This is a genomic window from Coleofasciculus sp. G2-EDA-02, assembly GCF_040226375.1.
Lineage (GTDB): Bacteria > Cyanobacteriota > Cyanobacteriia > Cyanobacteriales > Coleofasciculaceae > Coleofasciculus.
This window is the reverse complement of sequence record NZ_JAVKEW010000112.1, coordinates 17,428-40,323: the sequence shown is the minus strand read 5'-3', so window position 1 is coordinate 40,323 and position 22,896 is coordinate 17,428. Positions and strand designations below refer to the sequence as shown.

The 22,896-nt window shown below is 45.7% G+C and carries 16 protein-coding genes and 1 pseudogene; 10 read left to right on the top strand and 7 right to left on the bottom strand.

Annotated elements, in window-relative coordinates; translation table 11 throughout:
• Positions 1–139 precede the first annotated feature (139 nt).
• Positions 140–1,825, top strand: a complete 1,686-nt coding sequence (locus tag RLO19_RS12715) for a ShlB/FhaC/HecB family hemolysin secretion/activation protein (protein WP_446356869.1) — start codon at positions 140–142, stop codon at positions 1,823–1,825.
• 264 nt (positions 1,826–2,089) lie between these two features.
• On the opposite strand, the gene RLO19_RS12710 is transcribed toward RLO19_RS12715, so the two are convergent.
• Together RLO19_RS12710 and RLO19_RS12705 are read right to left on the bottom strand one after the other, a co-directional pair.
• On the bottom strand, positions 2,090–2,773 hold the full coding sequence (locus RLO19_RS12710; RefSeq protein ID WP_446356867.1) for a class I SAM-dependent methyltransferase: 684 nt from the start codon (positions 2,771–2,773) through the stop codon (positions 2,090–2,092).
• A 77-nt stretch (positions 2,774–2,850) separates the two neighbouring features.
• A pseudogene (locus RLO19_RS12705) lies at positions 2,851–3,003 on the bottom strand (carbohydrate ABC transporter substrate-binding protein); the annotation flags it as partial.
• Positions 3,004–3,084: 81 nt separating this feature from the next.
• Here RLO19_RS12705 and RLO19_RS12700 point away from each other — a divergent pair.
• Complete coding sequence (locus RLO19_RS12700) at positions 3,085–4,149, top strand: potassium channel family protein (RefSeq protein ID WP_446356901.1); 1,065 nt, start codon at positions 3,085–3,087, stop codon at positions 4,147–4,149.
• A gap of 291 nt (positions 4,150–4,440) precedes the next feature.
• On the opposite strand, the gene dcm is transcribed toward RLO19_RS12700, so the two are convergent.
• Both dcm and RLO19_RS12690 read right to left on the bottom strand, forming a co-directional pair.
• Complete coding sequence (gene dcm, locus RLO19_RS12695) at positions 4,441–5,751, bottom strand: DNA (cytosine-5-)-methyltransferase (RefSeq protein WP_446356865.1); 1,311 nt, start codon at positions 5,749–5,751, stop codon at positions 4,441–4,443.
• Positions 5,752–5,976: 225 nt separating this feature from the next.
• A complete protein-coding gene (locus tag RLO19_RS12690; protein WP_446356863.1) occupies positions 5,977–6,528 on the bottom strand; it encodes a pentapeptide repeat-containing protein in 552 nt (183 codons plus the stop codon).
• 626 nt (positions 6,529–7,154) lie between these two features.
• On the opposite strand from RLO19_RS12690, the gene RLO19_RS12685 reads away from it, so the two are divergent.
• The 7 genes from RLO19_RS12685 (at position 7,155) to tkt (ending at position 18,731) form a co-directional block, all read left to right on the top strand.
• Positions 7,155–8,714: a SagB/ThcOx family dehydrogenase gene (locus tag RLO19_RS12685; RefSeq protein ID WP_446356862.1), complete on the top strand. Its 1,560-nt coding sequence runs from the start codon at positions 7,155–7,157 to the stop codon at positions 8,712–8,714.
• A 45-nt stretch (positions 8,715–8,759) separates the two neighbouring features.
• Positions 8,760–9,821 carry an adenosine deaminase gene (locus tag RLO19_RS12680; protein ID WP_446356860.1) on the top strand — a complete coding sequence of 354 codons (1,062 nt, stop codon included), beginning with the start codon at positions 8,760–8,762 and terminating at the stop codon, positions 9,819–9,821.
• 469 nt (positions 9,822–10,290) lie between these two features.
• Positions 10,291–10,539: an acyl carrier protein gene (acpP, locus tag RLO19_RS12675; protein ID WP_446356858.1), complete on the top strand. Its 249-nt coding sequence runs from the start codon at positions 10,291–10,293 to the stop codon at positions 10,537–10,539.
• 64 nt (positions 10,540–10,603) lie between these two features.
• Complete coding sequence (gene fabF / locus RLO19_RS12670; RefSeq protein ID WP_446356856.1) at positions 10,604–11,860, top strand: beta-ketoacyl-ACP synthase II; 1,257 nt, start codon at positions 10,604–10,606, stop codon at positions 11,858–11,860.
• Positions 11,861–11,869: 9 nt separating this feature from the next.
• Complete coding sequence (locus RLO19_RS12665) at positions 11,870–12,052, top strand: hypothetical protein (RefSeq protein WP_446356854.1); 183 nt, start codon at positions 11,870–11,872, stop codon at positions 12,050–12,052.
• A gap of 1,442 nt (positions 12,053–13,494) precedes the next feature.
• A complete protein-coding gene (locus tag RLO19_RS12660) occupies positions 13,495–16,443 on the top strand; it encodes a beta strand repeat-containing protein (RefSeq protein ID WP_446356853.1) in 2,949 nt (982 codons plus the stop codon).
• Positions 16,444–16,712: 269 nt separating this feature from the next.
• On the top strand, positions 16,713–18,731 hold the full coding sequence (gene tkt, locus RLO19_RS12655) for a transketolase (protein WP_446356851.1): 2,019 nt from the start codon (positions 16,713–16,715) through the stop codon (positions 18,729–18,731).
• An 81-nt stretch (positions 18,732–18,812) separates the two neighbouring features.
• Here tkt and RLO19_RS12650 read toward each other — a convergent pair whose 3' ends face one another.
• The gene (locus RLO19_RS12650; protein WP_446356849.1) at positions 18,813–20,594 is read right to left on the bottom strand and encodes an autotransporter domain-containing protein; all 1,782 of its coding nucleotides are present in this window, start codon (positions 20,592–20,594) and stop codon (positions 18,813–18,815) included.
• Positions 20,595–20,848: 254 nt separating this feature from the next.
• Here RLO19_RS12650 and RLO19_RS12645 point away from each other — a divergent pair, with 254 nt between their 5' ends.
• The gene (locus RLO19_RS12645; protein ID WP_446356847.1) at positions 20,849–21,070 is read left to right on the top strand and encodes a hypothetical protein; all 222 of its coding nucleotides are present in this window, start codon (positions 20,849–20,851) and stop codon (positions 21,068–21,070) included.
• Between the two features lie 106 nt (positions 21,071–21,176).
• Here RLO19_RS12645 and RLO19_RS12640 read toward each other — a convergent pair whose 3' ends face one another.
• Entirely contained in the window at positions 21,177–21,398 is a 222-nt protein-coding gene (locus RLO19_RS12640; RefSeq protein WP_446356845.1) for a ferredoxin-thioredoxin reductase variable chain, read from the bottom strand.
• A gap of 185 nt (positions 21,399–21,583) precedes the next feature.
• A complete protein-coding gene (locus tag RLO19_RS12635) occupies positions 21,584–22,663 on the bottom strand; it encodes a PIN domain-containing protein (RefSeq protein ID WP_446356843.1) in 1,080 nt (359 codons plus the stop codon).
• Positions 22,664–22,896: the final 233 nt, after the last annotated feature.

Here is a 22,896-nt window from a genome sequence, read left to right as displayed (position 1 = left end):
AGCATGAAGGCAATGGGGTATGAATTATTTTTTTTTGCAACTAGACGCTTTAAACAGTCCGGGGTTTCTCTGCATCCTTGTCAACCGATGACCTTTGCGCTACGGTTTCATGTTTAAACGGTTTCTTTGGGCTTTAAATATGGTTTACTTGAGCTGGAGTTGTACCGCCCTAGCTCAAGACTTGCCATGGATGAGTCAAACTAATCCGGATATTCCACCGGGTATCCTGGAACCCACTCGTCCCAATCTGCCTTCTTTACCGACGACGTCCCCATCACTTCCCCCATCACTTCCCCCACTCACACCCACTCCGGAAATTAACCCGACATCCATACCAAATTTAGATGTAAATGTCAAAATAAAACGAGTGGAGGTATTGGGGAGTACGGTTTTTTCTGGGACTCAATTACAAGCCGTTGTTGCGCCTTTTATTGGTCAAAATGCTTCCTTTGAAGAATTATTAGCGATTCGCACGGCGATTACCGGGTTATATACGGATAATGGCTACACCACCTCTGGTGCTTTTTTGCCGTCTCAGGATATTACTAATGGTGTGGTGAGTATTCAGGTGGTTGAAGGTAGTATTGAACGGATTGATATTCAAGGATTGGAACGTTTGCAGGAGGATTATGTGCGATCGCGGATTCAGTTGGCGGCTCAAACCCCGGTGAATCTTCGTCGTTTAGAAGAAGCACTGCAACTGCTGCAACTTGATCCGGTACTCGATCAAATTCAAGCGGAGTTATCGGCGGGAACGATAGCAGGTACGAGTGTCTTAACCCTACAGCTAGAAGAGGCAAAACCTTGGACGAGTGCTGTGACTATAGAAAATCGAGACTCTCCCAGTGTCGGTTCCCTAGGGGGGACAGTGAGAGTAGAGAATCAGAATCTGTTGGGATTAGGCGATCGCTTGAGTGCAGACTATAGCATAACTGAAGGTGTTGATCAGTATGGTCTTAGCTATGAAATCCCCTTAAATCCCAGGGATGGTAAGTTAAGGCTCAGCTATAACCATAGCGATAGTGAAATTGTCGAAGATCCGTTTTCAGTCTTAGACATTAACTCCCACTCGGAAACCTTTTCAGTTGGGTTTCGCCAACCGATTGTCCACAAGCCGACGAGTGACTTTGCCCTTTCCTTGTCCCTGGATTTACGCCAAAGTCAAACCTTTGTCCTTGAGGATATCCCATTTTCCTTTTCCCTCGGACCTGAAGATGGGGAATCGAAAGTAACCGTATTGCGGTTTAGCCAAGACTGGGTAAATCGTTCAACGGATCGCGTCTTAGCCGCGCGATCGCAGTTTAGTTTTGGTTTAGATGCTTTTGATGCCACAATCAATGATACGGGAATTGATGGGCGCTTTATGAGTTGGGTGGGACAGTTTCAGTGGGTGCAGGCTTTAGGCGCTGATAGTATCATTATTGCTCGTGCTGGAGCGCAATTATCGAATGATTCTCTCTTACCTCTCGAACAGTTCAGTATTGGTGGAATTGATACCGTGCGCGGCTATCGCCAAAATCAACGTGTGGCTGACAATGGGATTATCGGTTCCGTGGAAATTCGTTTACCGATTATCCGCCAACCTGAGGGGATTGGGACTGTCCAAATCGCTCCTTTTTTTGATATTGGCACGGTTTGGAACCACGAAGATGAGGTTACCAGTCCTAACACCTTAACCAGTATTGGGTTAGGACTTTTGTGGCAACGAGATCCGTCTTGGTCCGCGCAACTGTATTGGGGGATTCCCCTGAATAATGTTGAGGATGAAGGAGGTTCTCTGCAAGATCATGGGATTACCTTTTCCATTCTTTTTCAGCCTTTTTAACCGTTTATCAATGGATAATTAATAATTGATAATTGACAATTGATTAATTGGGTCTAAGATCTCTTCGTTTACGAAGAAATTAAAAAAGATTTTCCTTAATTTCAATCCTCTTCTTTTAAGGAGAGGTCATTATCCATTGTTCATTATCCATTGTCAATTTTTGAACTGATTGAAATAGTAAGTCGAATGACACTGGCTGGTATGCTGGTGGACAATGCCCACCCTACAGTATATTAAGGGTTTCGCTATTAAGTCGGCTTACCTCTACTGTCTTGATCGCCTATATTCAATCCGAAGCTGTTGTACAGAAGGGTTCTCGGCTTCAATAAAGCTATCCCGATGAACTTCCTCTAATCCTAACTCCTGAAATTGGGCAAGTTCCCTGTCAGAAAGCGCCCAAGGTGGACCATCGGGTTCAGCATCTGTCTGGCGAAATCGGGTGATTACTAATAGAGTTCCCCCTGTAGCGACTAAAGACGCGATCGCATCAATCACAGTTGCTCGTACATTTAACGGTAACGCTTGGATATTCCGACATTCTAATACCAAGTCAAACTGATGACGCCAAGCCGGATCTAAGGCGAACAAATTAGCCACAACGTAGGTAACCGGGGAGTTGGGGAATCGTTGCTGACACCATGCGATCGCAGTTGGGGAAATATCAAAGGCTGTCACGTTGAAACCTAATCTAGCCAATGCTTCTGCATCATCGCCTAATCCGCAGCCAATGACTAAAGCTGAGGGATTATTTCCTTTTGGCTTATTTTTATCTAGCCAATCTTGGAAATAGGGATGGGTTTGCAAACGCGCCCACGGTACTTGTTGGGGATCACCATTGGCTTGGGAATAAAGAATTTCAAACCATCCTGATGGATCAGATTTTTCTAGAGCTTGTGTTGCTAAAAAATCCACCTTCTGTCGTAGCTGTTTTGGTTGTTGTTCAAACATCTTTTTCTAATATAAAGACTTCTTGGATTTTCTCAGATTTATGGTGATAAGCAAACCTTATTACAGGCTTAAACGAACACCCATTGGTCATCAACCTGGGGTGCCACGGTTCGTAGCATGATATCCTCGATCCAGTCTGTCCCCACCCAACCCGTTGCATCACCACTGGCGAAACTAATACACCAAGGAACTCCCCCATCTGCCATAATTTGGTCAGATAATGCCATCATTACTCCAGGGACGCAATGTGAAAATTTTATCCTAAAGTGAAAGTAGCCGATTATGGGAATAGTTATCAATCATTCGTCTCCTTGTACTCAACCCTGGAAGAGAAATATCAACGTTTGCGGAAAGAACTGATTGGTGGTGGACTTGCCCTCTTGGGAGTCGCTCTAATTGGTACGTTATGGTACAAACTGGTGGAGGGGTGGTCATGGTCGGATGCTGCCTACATGACGATCATTACTCTGGCGACGGTTGGCTATGGAGAGACAAATCCTCTGGACGATCGCGGACGCCTGTTCACCATTTCCCTGATTTTAATGGGTCTTGTCGCCATTGGTTATATTGTCAATCGCTTTACAGAAGCCCTAATTCAAGGCTACTTTCAACAAGGAATTCGACTGAGGCAAAGACGACGCTTGATTGATACCTTAGATAACCACTACATCCTCTGCGGCTTTGGACGTACAGGGCGTCAGATTGCCCTAGAATTTAAGGCTGAGGGGATTGAGTTTGTCACGATCGACTCTCAAGTTGATCAGGTAGAGGAGGCGCGGGAGTTGGGTTATATTGTTGCCCAAGGGGATGCGACTTTAGATAGTACCCTGCAGGCGGTGGGTATCGAAAAGGCGATTTGTTTAGTCGCCGCGTTACCGTCTGATGCCGAAAATCTCTATACCATCCTCTCCGCCAAAACCCTCAACCCAAAAATTCGGGCGATCGCGCGGGCAAGTTCTGAAGAAGCCCTGAAAAAGCTTCAGCGTGCGGGTGCAGATGCTGTTGTATCCCCCTACATCACCGGGGGTAAGCGCATGGCATCGGCTGCCCTAAGACCCCAAGTAATGGACTTTGTGGATGGGATTCTCACTGGGGCTGATCGTTCATTTTACATGGAAGAGTTTCTGATTGACGCCGAAACCTGTCCCTTTATCGGAAAAACACTGCGGGAAGCCAATTTGCGATCGCAAACGGGGGCATTAGTTTTGGCAATTCGCCGCGCTGATGGCAATTTGATCGCTGGACCTAATGGTGAAACCCCGCTACTATCTGGGGATGTACTCATCTGCATGGGAACAGCCGAACAAATTCGCCTACTCAATCGCATCCTCAGTCCCCTACGTTCTCACTGGCTACGACAACCTAAGCATAGTTGATTGAATCGGGAATAAGCTGTTCGGCATTTAAACCTTAATATCAATAATGGTGAAATCCTTGTAGTGCGAGCATCTTGCTCGCTACTAATACCCAATTTAAATGCATGACAGCTTAAGGAACAGTTTTCATAACTTCAACTCCTCAAGTTGAGTTTGTCTGTCAGAAACTGTATTCGTTTTGATCCTATCTAGGCTTAGGTCGGGAATTTTATTAAATTTCAACTATCATCAAGATTAGGGTTTTAATTGTAATCTGAATGTCTGTAACTTTTAACGCGATCGCACCGATAATTACCCTCCAGATAGAGAGTTGAGCGGTATCAAACTTTTGTTGGCGCTTTCACCTGATAATGTATTCAAAATAACGTCACTGGCGACAGCTTTCACAACATTGATACTGACTGAATTACCTAACTGATAGTACGCTTTATCATCATTAAAATGCAAAATAAAATCATCGGTAAATCCTTGGAGACGTGCGGCTTCTCGCGGTGTGATTCTCCGGACTCGATGATTGTGATAAATTCCTAATCGATTGGCATCGCTAGCCACCAACGTGACTGATATTTTACGGGGATCTAAAAATTTATAAACCTCAAAAGAGAAGTTCCCCGATACAGGCTTGTATTTGCAATCAACAACTTGTAAATATTTTTTGGCTACGAGTGAGTCAAGAATCTGGTCAAGATGGAGATGCTCAAAAAAGCTGGCTATTTGCTCTCGACTAAGCAATTTACCATCTTGATGACGACCAAATACTTTATTCCGACGCTTTAAAATAAAACAGTTCATTAACTCAATTTCTTCCGGACTACATTTTCCCCGTAAACCCAGTTCCCATGAGTGCAGAGAATTTCCCCCTCTATAATCAATAAGTCGCCGACCATGCAATTGAGTTAAATTGTTGTTTAACCGGGTTTTTAGAGCTTCAACAAACTCAGATGAACAATCATATTTTGAATCAGGATTATCTTCTAATATATCAGCCACAGCAACAGGTTTACTTAATGGATTAAATAAAGATAGCTGCTGACAATTATAAGAATGGGAATCGGGCGAACCCACATCAGAAATCAACTCGAATTTTGGCGAAACCCCTAAAATACCAACCATATACAGGCGAACCCGGTTTTGTGGTAATCCAAAATTAGAACTGTTTAATAGAAATGTATCGAAGCTATATCCTCGATTTTTAATTTCATGCTTGATTGTTGCTAAAGTTTTACCCTGATCATGACTATAAAGACCGCGAACATTTTCAAAAATTAAGGCTTGAGGTTTACAGGTATCTATTAATCTCAATATTTCAAAAAACAATGTTCCTCTCGTGTCTCCAAATCCTGCCTTCTTCCCCGCGTAGGAAAAAGACTGACAAGGAAAACCTGCTAATAAAACGTCATGGGGCGGTAATTGGTTAATTGCCCGGATATCTCCTAAGACCTCATGGTTAAAATTATTTTGGTAAACCCATTGACAATCTGCACTGATTTCACTCGCTAAAACACATTCAGTTTTGCAGTTTAAGGAATCAGCAGCTTGTTCAAAGCCTAGGCGCATCCCACCTATGCCTGCAAATAAATCAATAAACCGGATTTTGATCATACTCTATCTAGATAATTGTAATCATTATTTTTGGGAAAATTGCTGATAATTTGCTTGATTAAAAAAACTACTAAAAAACAATAAAAAATAATTTTGTGATGCTTCTCCTTCTCCCTCCCCCCTTTCAAAGGGGGGCTGGGGGGGATGGAGAAGAGGTTAGGGGATGAGGGTGAAGCAGTTTTCTTCCAGAGAGGACACACCTCAAAGGTTTGCCCGTATTGATTTTCAGCTTAAGCCAGATTCCTCACAATCAAATCGATGTCCGTCTGGATAAATGGTTGAAAAATCGACATAAGCATTGGAAAAATTAACATTATGACTACGAAAAAAGTTCGTCCCCTTTAAGTTAGCTTGACTTAGGTTTGCCTTGGTTAAATTAGCCCCGCTTAAATTAGCATAATTCAAGTTGGCATCTGTTAGATCAGCATTGCCTAAATCAGCCCCTTGCAAATTGGTATACGCTAAGTTAGCGCCTCGCAAATTGGCACGACGTAATGTCGCTCTTGAGAGATTCGCTTGTTGTAAATTTGCCTGAGATAGATTGGTTTGGTATAGTTTAGTATCGCTCAACTCAGCAGATTGCAGTTGGGCTTGTTGGAGTTGGGCTTGACTGAGGTTAGAATAAGGCAGATAACTCTTTTGTAAGGAAGATCCATTCAAATTAATGCCTTGTAAATCAGCTTCAAATAAGTCGGCTTCACTGATATCAATCACACTAAAATCGCGTCTACCTCTAGCATATTGATCCAGTAACTGTTTTCCACCAATCTTCTCCATTTGTTTTGTGACTCTTGAAGCTTGTGCCTCAACCCCATTTAATCTGCCTGATCAGGTCACTATAGATTTATAGCTCAAAGTATGTATAAATATTAAATCATTGTAGCTAAAACTACATTTTTTCTAACTTTTTTTTAATAATTATCAAAATTAATATTCCCTGCTTAGGTGGATTGACAAATGAGATTGTTTGTGATAATTATGTCTTTAATGCAGGGCAAAATCAGGACTAATCAACTGGATTTCTCGGTATCCAAACGACGATATTTTTTCATCCTATAATCAAGAAAGTCAGTTTAGGGGATGACAGCGACTCTTCATCTAGCCATTAGGCATCACAGAAGACCATTTCTTCACGCTGAAGAAGATAAAATCCGGTTGTCGCCCCTAAAATTGAACAACTCAATTTTGTATTCTATCCAGGGATGTTTTATTATCTAAGTTGGAAATGATTCACCCCTATACGGCTCCAAGTCCACGCCCATCAACCCTTAACTTTTGACCCATTCCACTAGGGTAAAACTAAGAGCGATGAAGGTTGAGTGGGTTTCTGTTTTGACGAGCCGAAAGGAAACTATTAAAAACTTCTAGATAAAAGCCAGAGCAAAAACCAACCGGAAAAAACGATGTCCAACCCACAATTATCGATCGCGCAACATTATCACGAGCGTACCAAATACGATCCGGAGACGATCTCGTCCAAAAATAAGCGACTAGACTGGGACAATCAACCAATACCCTTTAAAGAGTATAAACTGGGGACGAATATTGACCTGAAGCCCTATCTCAAAGAAGATCCCCAAGGGTTCACCCAAGAACCGGGGAAACGTTGGTGGCGGTTGTCACGGTTGCTCTTGTGCAGCTATGGCTTAACCGCTAAGATGGAAACGATGATTGGACCTCCCGTTTATTTAAGGGCGGCGCCGTCGGCGGGGGGATTGTATCCGGCGGAAGTCTATTTAATTTCTCGCGGTACTTCTATCTTACCGCCAGGACTCTATAACTATCAGTGTCCGAACCATTCTCTGGTGCATTTTTGGGATAGCGAGGTTTGGTTGGCGCTACAAGATGCCTGTTTCCAGCATCCTAGCTTAGAGACAACGGAACTGGCGATAATCACCACAGCTATATTTTATCGTTCGGCTTGGCGCTATGAAGACCGCGCCTATCGCCGGATATTTCTGGATACGGGTCATTTGTTGGGTAATATTGAACTAGCTGGTGCGTTAACGGGGTATCGCCCTTATCTGATTGGTGGCTTTGTCGATCAAAAGGTGAATGATCTGCTTTATCTTAACCCTGAACAAGAGGGCGCGATCGCAGTTGTTCCCCTCGCTGATCAACTCCAGGGACAAAATAGCCTCTCTCAACCCACTGTCTTACCGTCAGCGACACAGTTTGACTATCCCAAACTTCCTGATGGGGAGTTGCTAGCTTACCTACACCAAGCAACGCAAATTGAACCGACGGATAAGGAAAAAATCGAATCGCCATCATCCGATGACTCAGAGTCGGAAAACTTAGGAGAAGACAAGTATAATTTTCCCTTCTGCACCAAAGTCTCCACCGCTACACCGCCGATTCAATGGGGAAGTATTACCAGGGAAGGATATGCGCCTCAAGCTTTAGAAAATACGATTCTTAAACGGCGATCAACTCGCGCTTATAATGGTGCAACCCTAACCTTAGATGAACTTAAATTGCTGCTTGATTTTACCTACCAACCGCAACATTACAGCCAGCAAGGATTTGAGAGTTATCCTGATTATTTTGATCTTAGCTTAATTGAAACCTTTGTGGCAATTTCTGGGGTAACAGGTTTAGAGGAAGGCTGCTATTATTATGCACCGAAAGCCCAAGAATTAAGGCAAATTCGCTTTAAGAACTTCCGCCGGGAATTACACTATTTGTGCTTGGGACAAGAGTTAGGGCGGGATGCGAGTGTGGTTCTCTTTCACACAGCCGACTTGCAGGAAGCTGTGGCGAAGTATGGCGATCGCGCTTATCGTTACCTGCATCTGGATGCGGGACACCTGGGACAACGGCTCAATTTAGCGGCGATTTATTTACAATTGGGTGTAAGTGGTATTGGTGGGTTCTTTGATGATCAAGTGAATGAAGTTTTAGGGATTCCTCCTGATGAGGCGGTTCTTTATATTACTACCCTGGGGCGTCCGAGAAGTTAATGGTTATTTGTCATTCGTCATTTGTCACATTTACTAGGAGATTGTATGCCATTATACGCTGAGTTACACCGTCATCTGGGGGGTTCAGTGGTTCCTCGGATTCTCTGGCGATATTTTCAACGCCAAAGTGATCCGTTAACCCAGAAATTTGCTGACTATGAGGAGTTTGAGGAATTTTACACGCGATCGCGCAATACGTTGGATGAGTATTTGGAACTGCACACGTTGGTGGAACATGTCCAAACAGCGCCAAGCTTACCCTATTTTATCTATCGCTTAATTCGCGGCGCGTATATCTTTGAGAATTTAGCCTATTTAGAACTTCGCTATACGCCTTATTTACGCACGCCGGAACAGTTAAGTCAATCGGAACGGATTGATCAGATGGCGCAGATTGTGGAGATTGTCGGAAAAGCCAGTCAGGTAAATGATTATCCGATGGTGACGAGTCAGATTCTCTGTATGCATTCACGGCTTCCTTATGAGGTGAATAAGGCAATTGTTGATTTAGCTGCCCAAAGGAAGGACTATGTATGTGGGGTTGATTTGGCGGGAGGAGATGCTCATTATGGTGAACGATTAGAGGAATTTGTGGGACTCTATCAGTATGCGCGATCGCTCGGTCTTAATACAACCGGTCATCTCTACGAAACCACCGACGGTTGTTATCCAGAACTCTTGCCATATTTAATGAGAATTGGTCATGGCATTCATATTCCTTTAAAATATCCAGAGTTGTTAAAAGAGGTTGCCCAGCGACAGCAATGTTTAGAAATATGTCCCACGACTTACTTAAAAACAGGTACACTCGATGATATTCATCAATTGAAAGTGGTATTTGATTCCTGTTTTGATGCGGGGGTTGATATTGCCATTTGTACCGATAACGCGGGATTAAATAATGTGCGGTTACCCTTTGAGTACGAAAACCTATTAACCCAAGATGTGATTGATTTTGAACAAATGCAAGCCTGTCAAGATGCCGCCTTTCGCCACGCCTTTGCTTGGCCCCATAAACAGCATCCCACCTCTATATTAACCGGATTGCTGGAAAATTCGAGAGATGAGGTTGTTGCCGCCAATGGTACACCCAGAACCAAAAATTAGGGGCAGAACCGATGGCATCAAACTGACCAGAATGAAAATCGTCAGAATGGGATAAGTGGAGACATTCAGGGGGACTAGGGCAATATTGCTCTCAAACTTCCGAAAAATGGAGCGTAGCCCATAAAATAAGAAGATGTAGAGCAGACAAGCTCCTAGGGAAGCTCGCGATCGCTTCCCCAGAATCAAACCAACTGTCCGTAAGGGAATGACCCTAAGCGCGGTTAACATGATCAGCTTGTTGATTGGTGATTGTTGATGGCTACATAGCTGGCTCAAAGGAGCAGAAGTATCCTATAGCTGGCTCAAAGGAGTAGGAGTACCATGAACATGATATGATGAGTAGCCCAACTGGATGCCAGTTGGAGAAGCGGCTACCGATGGGTTTGATGATCCCCCTTTCGGATAAGATGAGAAAATGCAAACGAACCAATTGATCACGTTCTAGCAACTCGGTTGAGGTATAGAGTAGATGAACCAAGCAATTTTCGATAGAGTCAAAAAAATAGTTACGGAACAATTGGAAGTTGACCCCGATGACGTAAAGCCTAACGCCAACTTTGCCAATGATCTCAACGCCGACTCCCTGGACGTGGTGGAATTGGTCATGGCTTTGGAGGAAGAGTTCGATATCGAGATTCCAGACGAAGCCGCCGAAAATATTGCCACAGTCAAAGCGGCGGTAGACTATATCAGCGAAAAAACAGAAGCGGCGGCGTAATTAGCGGTTGTCTTTTTGAAAAAAGTTCTGCGTTCTCGGGCAGTTGCCCGGTTTTATTGGCATCATGACAAACATTGAACTCAAGCGCGTTGTTGTTACAGGATTGGGCGCGATCACTCCCATCGGTAATACTGTGGCAGAGTATTGGGATGGACTCTTGAGTGGGCGTAATGGGATTAGTACAATTACCCGGTTTGACCCCTCCCGCCATGCCTGTCGTATTGCTGGCGAAGTCAAGGGATTTAATCCCCATGACTATATGGATCGCAAAGAAGCCAAGCGGATGGATCGCTTTGCCCAATTTGGAGTCGCGGCTAGCAAACAAGCGATCGCAGATGCGAAGTTTGTCATCAATGAATTGAACGCAGAACAGGTGGGTGTTGTCATTGGCACCGGGGTTGGCGGGCTCAAAGTCCTGGAAGACCAACAAGAGGTCTACTTGACTCGTGGTCCGGATCGCTGTAGCCCGTTTATGATTCCGATGATGATTGCTAATATGGCAGCCGGACTCACGGCAATTCATACCGGGGCAAAAGGACCCAATACCTCTACCGTCAGTGCCTGTGCTTCTGGCGCCCATGGGGTGGGGGATGCCTTTCGTTTGATTCAACGGGGTTATGCCCAAGCGATGATTTGTGGAGGAACAGAAGCCGCCGTGACACCTTTATCCGTGGCGGGATTTGCCTCGGCAAAAGCCCTGTCTACCCGCAATGATGACCCCGAACATGCCTGTCGTCCCTTTGATCGCGATCGCGACGGCTTTGTTATGGGTGAAGGTGCGGGTATCCTACTGTTGGAAGAATTGGAACATGCCCTCAGTCGGGGTGCCCATATTTATGCCGAAATGGTTGGCTATGGCATGACCTGTGATGCCTACCACATGACCTCACCCGTACCCGGTGGGGAAGGGGCAATCCGGGCAATGCAGTTGGCACTCAAGGATGCTGGATTGTCGCCAGAAGCCGTTAGCTATATTAATGCCCACGGGACGAGTACACCCGTTAACGATCCCACAGAAACGACGGCGATTAAAAAAGTTTTGGGCGATTATGCCTACAAGATTGCCGTGAGTTCCACCAAATCGATGACAGGTCATCTGTTAGGCGGTTCTGGGGGCATCGAATCCGTGGCATCAGTCTTAGCCGTAGCCCATGACCAAATTCCGCCGACGATTAATTTAGAAAATCCTGATCCAGACTGCGATCTAGATTATGTGCCCAATCAAAGCCGTCAGCAGGTAGTCGATGTGGCGCTATCGAATTCCTTTGGCTTTGGCGGCCATAATGTCACATTGGTGTTCAAGAAGTACAGATCAGCTTAAGGTTCTCAGTTGCGCTGTCTTCGCGATCAAGCGATCGCGATTTCAACGCCTCCATTAATTTGGACAGGTTCCGAAGGGGTACGGCACTGCCGTGCCCCTTCAGGGTTTTTACTCCCTGCCATTGCCTTTGGCACCACGACAACATCGGCAATCACCCTACGCGATCGCGCCGTTGTGCTGATTCGGGAATGAGCAACCCCCTACTCCCCCATATCCTTATCTCTCTATCTCCCTCCTATCACCGATCTTCGCCACATCCCCCTCTCCCCCATAGTTCTTCAGTTCTCGAAAAAGATATTGTGCGATCGCCTCCTTTAGATATATACTAATGTTTATCATCACAAATCTCTATCCACGGAGGTTTGTGGCACAACTGTCAAGCTCAGGGAGACGTAGATACATGGAAAACTGATGCAAGCTCATGGCTCAAAACGCGCAAGCGCTCAAAGCCATCAAAAAACCGGACACCCGTTTTTCATCTCTGTTCTTTCTGCACTGAACCTTTCTCGACCTCAGCGTGCTAGGTAATAATTTGTCTTCCTATATGTGATACCAAAACACTTGATACCGAACTGTCCATGCATCGTCTCTGCGTGAAAGACAGTCGTAATACACTATTCCCAGGCTTGTTTCCTTAGTCGTATCATTTAGGTATTATTTCCATTACTTTCCTTTCCCGGTAAAAAGATTTAGCTCGTTGGGGCTTTGCTCTATCGTCTGTAGTCAGTGGCAACGGGCAATAGAGAGAGTATCCCTATGTATAACGTGCTGATAAAACGCACAACAACTGAGTATGGCTATAGTCTTTTTATCGGCTGTAGCCAACAGAATAGTTATGGAAAATTGGCTCAATTCAAATCCGAAAAAAATTTTTCCAATCTTCACCATGTTTTCACCTTTAAGGTTCAATATGTTAGGTAAGTCAGAGAAAAACTCATGATCGCTATCGCCCGTCTAAATGATGTGTGAAAACAAGGAGGCTGAAACGCTTATCTAGAAAGGATTGCGATTTCACCACTTGTAAAACTGATTGACGACAGACTGGATTGACTGCCTTTATCGTTAGTTTCCCAGGTTATCGTCAAATCTTTAAGCATCTGAGCATAGCAAACCGAATTAAAAACTCGGAGGTAAAATCTAGGGGACACTAGAAACAATCAAATTAAAAAGATTTAATCTAAAAAAGGTTGCCAAAAAAATGGATTTGGGTTTAAGATAAATCGAGTAGGTTTAACAAAACTTTACAAATCCAGCTTATCGGGTTGTCGTCTATTGTCTTTAGCCCAAATAATGCAGTCGTAGAACGTACCAGGTTCCACGACGACAAAAGCAAAAGCAGAATATCTCAAAATTAGCCGATTCTGAGAAACTTGCTAAATATAATGCTAAAGAAATAGACACCTTTAAACCCAACATTAGTTTGTATTTACTATTAAGTACAGGTTGGCTTTTTGCCTTGACCAACCTGGATTGAGGGTCTTTGTATCTTTTCTTGAGATCTATCTTAGCACAACCCATAGATCTCAGAATGTATAAGCCTTGACCATTTTCCCAATAATCTGGCTTTCGCAAGACTCGCGAAACCAGTCAGTTCGTCACGACATTATTCACAGACTAACGGAGAAGAAGCGTCAATGGGAATCTTTACAACTCAATTCACAACACAACTTGGTGCATCGAACGAGCTCATCAATGTCACAATTGAATATGGTCAAGACTTTGATAACGATGGTTTTAACGATCTTAAAGTTACACTCAGCTTAGATCCCAGCTCCAATTCAGGTACAGAGGATCTGATTGGTGTTGCGTTTGATATCAATAGCATTTACAACGCTGATGCTTTAAACTTACAGATCTTAAACATCCAACGATCTGAGCAGAGTAATACTCAGTCTCTCAGCACCTTTGCCCCAACCTATGTTATCGGTGAAGAACAGGTAACGGATAATAACTTAGATCCTGGCTTCGTTGTTGATGGCGCAGAACCCTTTGATATTGGCATCAAGTTTAGCGACCAAGGATCGGGAGAAGGAATCGTTCAAACCGCCAGTTTCGTGATTAGCAGTTCCACTCAGGATCTTGATGAAACCCTGCTCGAAAATACGGAGTGGTATGTACGTCTCCAGTCCACAGATGGTGGTCAAGAGAGTGCCAAAACAGGCGGCGTTATTGGCGATATCACCGATAATGGAGGTCCGACAAACCCAGCGATTGACGTAGAGAAATACGTCTCCGTTGATGGCGGTGCAACCTGGGAAGATGCCGATAGTGTCACCGGACCAGAAGTCCTAGAGGGCACAAATCCCCTCTTCAAATTTGTCGTCACGAATACGGGTGACGTTGACCTAACCAACGTTAACTTAACCGATAGCGACTTTAACCTGGATGGACTCACCGGAGACTTAACCAGTGGTAATAATCAATACGACATTGGCACATTAGCCGCCGGTGCATCCACAGAAGTTATCTTCAATGGCGCCACCTGGCAATTGGGTCAGCACGCCAACACAGCAACGACTTCAGGAACTGATGGTCAAACAACCGTCAGTGACATGGATGAGGCGCACTACTTCGGTGCTAATCCCGCCATCGCCATCGATAAAGTCACCAATGGTGCAGATGGTCAAGAAATTCTAGCAGGCACAGATGTCACCTGGACATACAGCGTTAGCAATGCCGGAAATGTTGGCATCTCCAATGTCAGTGTCACGGATGACAATGGCACAGTAAATGATACATCTGACGACTTTACTCCCACCTATGTCAGTGGTGATACCGATGGAGATAATCTTCTCGATGTCGGTGAAACCTGGACTTACCAAGCCAATGGAACTGCTCAAGCTGGTGATTACAGCAACTTGGGAACAGTTACAGGAAATTACACCGATGATTTAAATAACACTGAGCAAGTCACCGCTAATGACCCCAGTAACTACTTCGGTGCTGACCCCGCCATTGCCATCGATAAAGTCACCAATGGTGCAGATGGTCAAGAAATTCTAGCAGGCACAGATGTCACCTGGACATACAGTGTTAGCAATGCCGGAAATGTTGGCATCTCCAATGTCAGTGTCACGGATGATAATGGCACAGTAAATGATACGTCTGACGACTTTACTCCCACCTATGTCAGTGGTGATACCGATGGAGATAATCTTCTTGATGTCGGTGAAACCTGGACTTACCAAGCCAATGGAACTGCTCAAGCTGGTGATTACAGCAACTTGGGAACAGTTACAGGAAATTACACCGATGATTTAGGGAACACGGAGAACGTTACGGATGATGACCCCAGTAACTACTTCGGTGCTGACCCCAGCATTGACGTAGAGAAATACGTCTCCGTTGATGGTGGTAACACCTTTGTTGATGCGGATAACCCAACCGGTCCTTTACTAACCGAAGGTAACGGTGATCCCATCTTCAAGTTCGTAGTCCAGAACACGGGTAATGTGGCTTTGACTGGAGTCACCCTATCCGATAGCGACTTTGCTCTGAATCTCGCACCCTTTGACCTCGCCGCCAATGATGGTGTTGCAGGCGGTGCTGACGAATTTGTGTACACCTTCAACGGCGCCACCTGGGAAGCTGGACAGCACACCAACACAGCGACAGTCAATGCTACCTACACCGATGATCTGGGTAACCAGGCTCCTCTAACCGACAGCGATGATGCCAACTACTACGGCGATGCTCTCCCAGAAATTAGTGTCATCAAGACGGCTAGCACGACGAGTATCCGCGAGGATGTGGGTGCTGATGTCACCTACACGGTTACAATCACCAACAACAGTGACCCCAATAGCGCTGACTACGACCCAGTTACAATTACGTCCCTACCAGACACGCTCTGGATCGATAATAACGGCGATGGTATCCAGCAAACCACTGAAATCCAAACCCTTGATCGGCTTAATGATGCCTTAGCCGACTGGCAAGCTGCAGGAAACACAGGAGATATCGTTCTCGACCCTGGTGAAGCCTTCACCTTCGACTATACGATATCCTATGGGGCAGGTGAATTAAATCCTTGGGAAGATCCCAAAAATACCATCATTGCCAACGGTACGGATGATGAAGGGAATGAAACCTCTGATGAGGACGATGCTGTAGTCGATGTTTTCCAACAGAATCAGCGCAGTATCGAGATTGATTCCCTCACCGGAATCCGTAATGGAGATATTCTCTCTGGCAACTTCCGCATGGTCAATGCTAGCGGTGATCCGGTTAATGTCAAGGTTGATTCCTTGAATATGGGTTACGAGGAACAAGTCCAAGGGAGCAAGGGTAATAAGAAGAGCTGGCTACCCACTGAATTGGGCTACAGTAACCAGTTCTGGCTAGACAATAATCAAAATGGTCTGCTGGATTCTGGTGAAACGGAGCTAACAGACCTCGATTCTAGCACCACTGATATCTTCGAGACCGCCATTGTCTTCGGTTCGCAAGTCTACATCGGCTACAAGTCTACCTTTGATAGTGCTGTCCCTGACCCAATTCGGGCGACCGCAGAAGCGACAATTGATGGACGTTTTGACCGATTTGGCGAGAAAGTTACATTCCATTACACCGAAGTATTGTAATTTGTTCTAGGTTCTCAACCCAATAAATTATCCCAGTGGGGGTGCATGGCTATGCGCCCCTAAATTTATACTGTGTAAACATATACAGAACAACTTGTCCTGCTTATTCAACCCAATCCTCAAATTTTAGTCCAGCTTATACCAGAGACTCTTGATCATCGATCCCCCTAATGGGATGATGAGAGTATCCTTGGGGAAAGAGTAACCTTTGCTTTACGGAAGTAATTTTGCGTTAAACCCTAGTTTCCTGGAGTCATTACATAACACCTATGGTCGTTGCAACCCAATCTGTCGAAGAACTTTGTATTAATTCCATCCGCTTTCTGGCGATAGACGCCGTAGAGAAAGCAAACTCCGGTCATCCCGGATTGCCAATGGGCGCAGCACCGATGGCGTTTGTGCTGTGGGATCGCCTGATGCGGTACAACCCAAAAAATCCCAACTGGTTAAACCGCGATCGCTTTGTTTTGTCTGCGGGTCATGGCTGTATGTTACAGTATGCCTTGCTCTATCTAACAGGTTACGATAGCGTCAGCCTCGATGATATCAAGCACTTCCGCCAGTTGGACTCCAAAACTCCTGGTCACCCGGAAAACTTCATGACTGAAGGGGTAGAAGTTACCACCGGACCATTAGGACAAGGGATTGCCAATGGTGTCGGTTTAGCGATGGCAGAGGCACATTTAGCCGCCAAGTTTAATAAACCCGATTGCCAAATTATCGACCACTACACCTACGTCATCTTAGGTGATGGTTGCAATATGGAGGGTGTCTCAGGAGAAGCCTGTTCTCTGGCAGGACACTTAGGACTGGGCAAACTGATTGCCCTCTACGATGATAACCATATCTCCATTGACGGTTCCACCGACCTTGCCTTTACGGAAGATGTGGGCAAGCGCTTTGAAGCCTATGGTTGGCACGTCCAGCATGTTCCCGATGGTAACACCAACTTGGACGCGATTCATAAGGCAATTGAAGCGGCTAAAGCGGTAACCGATAAACCATCTTTAATTAAAGTCACCACAACCATTGGTTTCGGCTCCCCCAATAAAGCCAATACCCATGACGTACACGGTGCAGCCTTGGGTGCTGATGAAGTACAAGCCACTCGTGAACATATGGGTTGGAACTATCCCGCCTTCGAGGTACCCGAAGACGCCCTGAAGCATTTCCGCAAAGCAGTTGATCGCGGTGCCCAATATGAAGAAGAATGGAACAAACTCTTCACCCGTTATAAAGCCGAATACGGTGAGGAAGCCGCTTTATTAGAACGGATGGTCAGTGGTAAGCTGCCCGAAGGTTGGGAGAAAGTCCTACCCTCCTATACACCTGAGGATAAGAAAGATGCCACTCGGAATCTATCTGGCACAATCCTCAACGTCATGGCTGGGGTATTACCGGAACTGATTGGCGGTTCGGCTGATTTAGCCCCTTCCAACAAAACCTTGCTCAAATCATCAAAGGATTTCCAAAAAGGTGCCTATGAAAATCGCAACCTCCGCTTTGGGGTTCGCGAACATGGCATGGGAGCAATTTGTAATGGGATTGCCCTGCATAAGTCTGGGTTGATTCCCTATGGTGCCACATTCTTAGTCTTCACCGACTACATGCGGGGAGCGATTCGCCTGTCTGCCCTATCCCATGCCGGGGTAATCTGGGTAATGACTCATGACTCTGTAGCATTAGGGGAAGATGGTCCGACGCACCAACCGATTGAGCATATTCCCACCCTGCGAGCGATCCCCGACTTAATCGTGCTTCGTCCGGCGGATGGCAATGAAACCTCTGGTGCATACAAGATAGCCATTGAGAAGGCAAAACCTGCTAATGGAATGCCAACACCGAGTCTGTTAGCATTGTCCCGGCAAGGGCTACCTAATTTAGCTGGAAGTTCAGTTGATGCTGTCGCCCAAGGTGCTTACATCCTATCTGATAGCGATGGCACACCCGACATCATCTTAATTGCCACAGGTTCAGAAGTTCACATCTGTGTTGATGCGGCGGAAAAACTCCGGGGTGAAGGAAAGAAAGTCCGCGTGGTTTCCATGCCAAGCTGGGAACTGTTTGAGGAACAGGATGAAAGCTATCGGGAATCTGTACTACCGAAAGCCGTAACCAAGCGACTAGCAGTGGAAGCTGGTTCTAGCTTTGGCTGGTGTCGCTATGTTGGCTCTGAAGGTGACACGATTAGTATTGATCGCTTTGGCGTATCGGCTCCCGGTGAGGTTGCTTTAGAGAAGTTTGGCTACACGGTAGATAATATCGTGGCTAAGGCTAAGGCGCTTTAAGGATAGCGACGGTAGGGGTTTGGTCACCAAACCCCTACTCAGATTGGCAATTATAAAACATTTGTGTTGTTTAGGTGTTGTTTAGAATTGGTAGCGCAGTTGTGCTCTAACCGTATGGTCGGTGTAGTCTTCGCGCCCGACGACACTTTCGTAATCGATCGCGCCGGAAAAATTCTGGGAAAACTGCACGTCCACTCCAGCGGCTAATCTCACGTAATCGCGATCGGGGTCGTCTGTAGTCGCCCGTATCGGGATACCGGGTTGGGTGAGGAGTTCCGTCTCGATTTCGCGGCTGTCGTTGGCGAACTGGTGTTCGTAACTTGCCCGGATATTGGGTGTCACTGTAGTGTTGCCAGCTTTGAACACATAAGCCGCCTGAACGCCCGCACTGAGAACCAGCGATTCCACTTCTTGGTCTTGGACTTTCATGTTGAGGCTAAGAGCACCTTCCTCAGTGTAATCATCAATTTCGACGCGATCATAGCCAACTCCTAGGGTTGGTCCATAAGAAAAGTTGCCCAATCTGGTATTGTAACCACCATTGACTTTGACCGATAGCTGGTTCCCGTCCGTGTCAGCAGTAGCCCTGCGGTTGTCGAATTCGATTTGGCGGGTTATCTCATAGTCATTCCAACCATAACTGACAACGGCATCCGTATAAAAGTTACCCCGAACATAGTTGCCATAGATAGAAACGGCATAACCATCAACTTCAACCTCGCCAAGGTCATCATCAAGTTCGGTGTCATTGCTGAGGTGACCGACAGCAACTCCCATCGCTAGGTCGCCCGTGACGCGATAGTCAATGCCAGCAGTAATGCCTGTCGTTGTCAAATCATAACCCGGTTCGCTATTGCTGGTATCTTTATCGCCGAAGTTGATGTCACCGTTCACGAAGGCACCGACCCGTTGTTCGGGGGGAGTTTCGCGGACACCTCGCAGGGATCGGAGCCGAGCGTCAATCGTTTGAGTCTGCCGGCGAGCAACGCTTAAGGCAATGTCGGCTTGGGGGATAACTGTTTGAGGACTAATCAGCACTGCCAAAGCCGCTTCTCCAAGCAGCTCATGAACGGCAGCAGTCGGATGAATTTCATCCCAAAAAAAATACTCGTCGGGGTTGGGACAAACCGTATCTGTTGCATCATTTAAGCAAGGTTCGGTCACGTTTGTTATGCCGTATCTGGCTGGCTCGGCGAGAACTTCATTAACCAGAGCATTGACATCGAGTGGTATGATCTGAACTTCACGGTTTTGAGCTAAAATTTGCATAGCTGCATTTAAGTTGCGGTTGTATTGATTTACTGCGGCGGTGATAGCGTCGGCAGGAAAGGCAGAGGCTAATCTTAGAGGCGTCCTTCCCAAATCTGGCAGGTTGACTACTATAATCGTTTCAGCACCGTTTGCAATCAGCGTTGTCACCGCATTAGATAGGGTGTTGACCGTGGTTGTCGTGTCTATATCTGTTGGGTTTGTGCCTGGAGCTATGTCGAGGTAGTCGTTGGCTCCGCCCCAAACGGTATAAAGACCATTGGAATCGAGTGGTTGCCTTGTTGTGGTCAACTCAATAACCTGCTCCAGCACATCCTCTGAGGTTGCACCACCAAGGGCAAAGTTATTAGCTCGATTGTGATCAATTCCTAACTCTAATCCGAGAACTTCCACCCAGACCAAACCGTTAGTAAAACGTCCCTCAAAATAGGGAGGGCTAGGAGGGAAGAGACCTTCAGAGCTTTCAAATCTGTTGCCAACGTCTGAGAGACTATCGCCAAAGATGTAAAACTCCTCAAATTTCTGTGCCGAAGCATTGAGCGGCAACAGGGTAGATAATAAAACAGATGCGATCGCTAGAGCTTGTTTTTGCATGAATATTACCCTAAGCTAAGTAGCGCTGACTTAACCACTAATGTGCTACTGAAACTTGAGTAATGAGAATGACCTGCTCCCCTAATCATCTTTGCAGTTACTCTAAGTTTTTCTAGTCTAACTTTAACTGGATTTCCATACAGATAAACAATAAATTCGCTAAATCTATCAGCATAGTGAACATATCCTGACTGAGCCTGTTACACTAAACATCCTGGTCTTTGACTTGTGCTAAACCCAATAGTCCTTAATCCATGTCAGAGGAATTCCGCCAAATTTTACCCACCCCTCCGCCTGCTGCGGATATTTTTGCCACCTACAAACTCGCTCAAGAGTTCCACCGAGAAACGCAGTATCGCCAAGAATTCCAGTCCTACTGCCAATGGTATCGCCAAACCGCCAAACGCCACCAACAAGAACTCCAAAAAATGCAAGGCGACATCAACCTGTTTGGGTGGTTCTGTCGCCGGAGCTAATGATTCAAATGAATAATAATACGCCGTTAACCGTCAACAAAAAAGCTGACGAGGATAGGTATTTTCACCGAACAACTGACTGATTTTGTTGAGAAGAACTGAACATTCACAACGCTTCTAACTCATCTTCCCGGAAGTGACCGCGAAACTTTTTATCAAATTTGACCTGAATCGGTAAGTTAGCGCTCACGGGTCGCCCTTGCCATTCCGTAACGATAGCAATGACTTCGCCTTCCATACCCTTGATATCAAACGGCTCATTGCGGTGGGCAGGATTGTGGTAAACAATAACAGATGTCTTAACTCTAACGCGATCGCCAACTTTCATACAAAAAGCTCGTTTTCTCTCCAACAGCCTACATCTTGCCAGAAATTGCTCCGGCAATACTAAACCATTCTTACACAGCAGTGTTCCTTCCTAGAGATTAGTTTGGCAACTGATCAAAAACGGTGCTGATTTTCCAGCACCGTTTCCAGAAGTATAGCCACCTCAACCGCAGCCGATTCATGGCTTCACGCCGCCACAGAAGCTTGAGGACGAGCAAAAATCATCCGTCCGGCAGAAGTCTGTAAAGCAGAGGTCACCACAACCCGCATTTCAGCGCCGAGGTGGTTACGTCCTTCTTCTACAACCACCATCGTGCCATCATCTAGGTAACCCACGCCTTGAGAGGCTTCTTTACCCTCCTTGAGGATTTTCAGTTCCAGACTATCACCCGGTAGATAAATCGGACGCATCGCGTGAGCCAAGTCATTGACATTGAGTACGGGGACTTTTTGCAAATTAGCCACTTTACTCAAATTGTAGTCATTGGTCAAAAGCGTGCCATTAATTTCCTGAGTAAAGCGCACCAATTTGGCATCCACCGTATGAATATCCTCATAATCAGCCTGGTGAATAATCAGGCGTTCCGGATAAGCCGTTTGCATTGCCTTGAGAATATCTAACCCGCGCCGTCCCCGAATCCGCTTTTGATCATTCGCTGCATCAGCTAGCTGCTGCAACTCTTGCAACACAAACTGGGGGATCAGGATTTGACCCTCGACAAACCCTGTATTCAACAGTTCCTCAATGCGACCATCAATAATACAGCTTGTGTCCAGTACCTTACTCGCCGCCGGTTTGAGCGTCCCTTCTGCCACCAATATCGTGTCCAAGCTGTTCGGATTAATCAGTCGCAAAAAAGTCCGACCGTGGGTATCTGCCAAACTGATTCCCAGAAAGGCAAACATCACACTGCCCAAAATTGCCGCTAGGGGCTTGATAAAGGCAAACTCAGAGGGAAAAGGCAGTAAGAAAATCGGTGCTAGCATTAAATTCGCTAACAGCAGCCCCAATACCAAACCGACTGCCCGGGTTAAAATTACCTCAATTGGCAGTTGGCGCACCTGCTTTTCCAAACGACGATAGGTCACCTGCACGGTTAACCCAACCGCAAAACCGATAATGGCGGTAAAACTGGCTAAAATCCAGCGCAGCGCTTCCAGATTTGTGATCTGTTCCTGCACGGAGGGCGGCAGCAATTCAACGGCGTCGAACCCTACACCGGCTCCTCCTAGGATGAATAAAAGAATAATGACAAAATCAAGCATGGTTCCAATCCAAGTGGTTTATCTGGCAAATCTTCCAATACTATTCGAGATTTATAATCATAGAGGTTAATCTCATTTATTATATCTTTCACTTCATTTTGTTTTCCTATGCCTATCGGCTTAGCTCAAATCTTCAGTTTTTCGGATAAGAGAATACGGTTCTCCCCATGCGGCAAACTCAACGTGAACGGTCAGGAGCGTCATTTTTCATTGGCAAGAATTTGAGACAAATT

What these genes read in the sequence shown, in the direction of transcription:
- RLO19_RS12715 (WP_446356869.1), top strand. Translation starts at nt 140, where the DNA reads ATGGTTTACTTGAGCTGGAGTTGTACCGCCCTAGCTCAAGACTTGCCA.
- RLO19_RS12710 (WP_446356867.1), bottom strand. Translation starts at nt 2,773, where the DNA reads ATGTTTGAACAACAACCAAAACAGCTACGACAGAAGGTGGATTTTTTA.
- dcm (WP_446356865.1), bottom strand. Translation starts at nt 5,751, where the DNA reads ATGATCAAAATCCGGTTTATTGATTTATTTGCAGGCATAGGTGGGATG.
- RLO19_RS12690 (WP_446356863.1), bottom strand. Translation starts at nt 6,528, where the DNA reads ATGGAGAAGATTGGTGGAAAACAGTTACTGGATCAATATGCTAGAGGT.
- RLO19_RS12685 (WP_446356862.1), top strand. Translation starts at nt 7,155, where the DNA reads ATGTCCAACCCACAATTATCGATCGCGCAACATTATCACGAGCGTACC.
- RLO19_RS12680 (WP_446356860.1), top strand. Translation starts at nt 8,760, where the DNA reads ATGCCATTATACGCTGAGTTACACCGTCATCTGGGGGGTTCAGTGGTT.
- acpP (WP_446356858.1), top strand. Translation starts at nt 10,291, where the DNA reads ATGAACCAAGCAATTTTCGATAGAGTCAAAAAAATAGTTACGGAACAA.
- fabF (WP_446356856.1), top strand. Translation starts at nt 10,604, where the DNA reads ATGACAAACATTGAACTCAAGCGCGTTGTTGTTACAGGATTGGGCGCG.
- RLO19_RS12660 (WP_446356853.1), top strand. Translation starts at nt 13,495, where the DNA reads ATGGGAATCTTTACAACTCAATTCACAACACAACTTGGTGCATCGAAC.
- tkt (WP_446356851.1), top strand. Translation starts at nt 16,713, where the DNA reads ATGGTCGTTGCAACCCAATCTGTCGAAGAACTTTGTATTAATTCCATC.
- RLO19_RS12650 (WP_446356849.1), bottom strand. Translation starts at nt 20,594, where the DNA reads ATGCAAAAACAAGCTCTAGCGATCGCATCTGTTTTATTATCTACCCTG.
- RLO19_RS12645 (WP_446356847.1), top strand. Translation starts at nt 20,849, where the DNA reads ATGTCAGAGGAATTCCGCCAAATTTTACCCACCCCTCCGCCTGCTGCG.
- RLO19_RS12640 (WP_446356845.1), bottom strand. Translation starts at nt 21,398, where the DNA reads ATGAAAGTTGGCGATCGCGTTAGAGTTAAGACATCTGTTATTGTTTAC.
- RLO19_RS12635 (WP_446356843.1), bottom strand. Translation starts at nt 22,663, where the DNA reads ATGCTTGATTTTGTCATTATTCTTTTATTCATCCTAGGAGGAGCCGGT.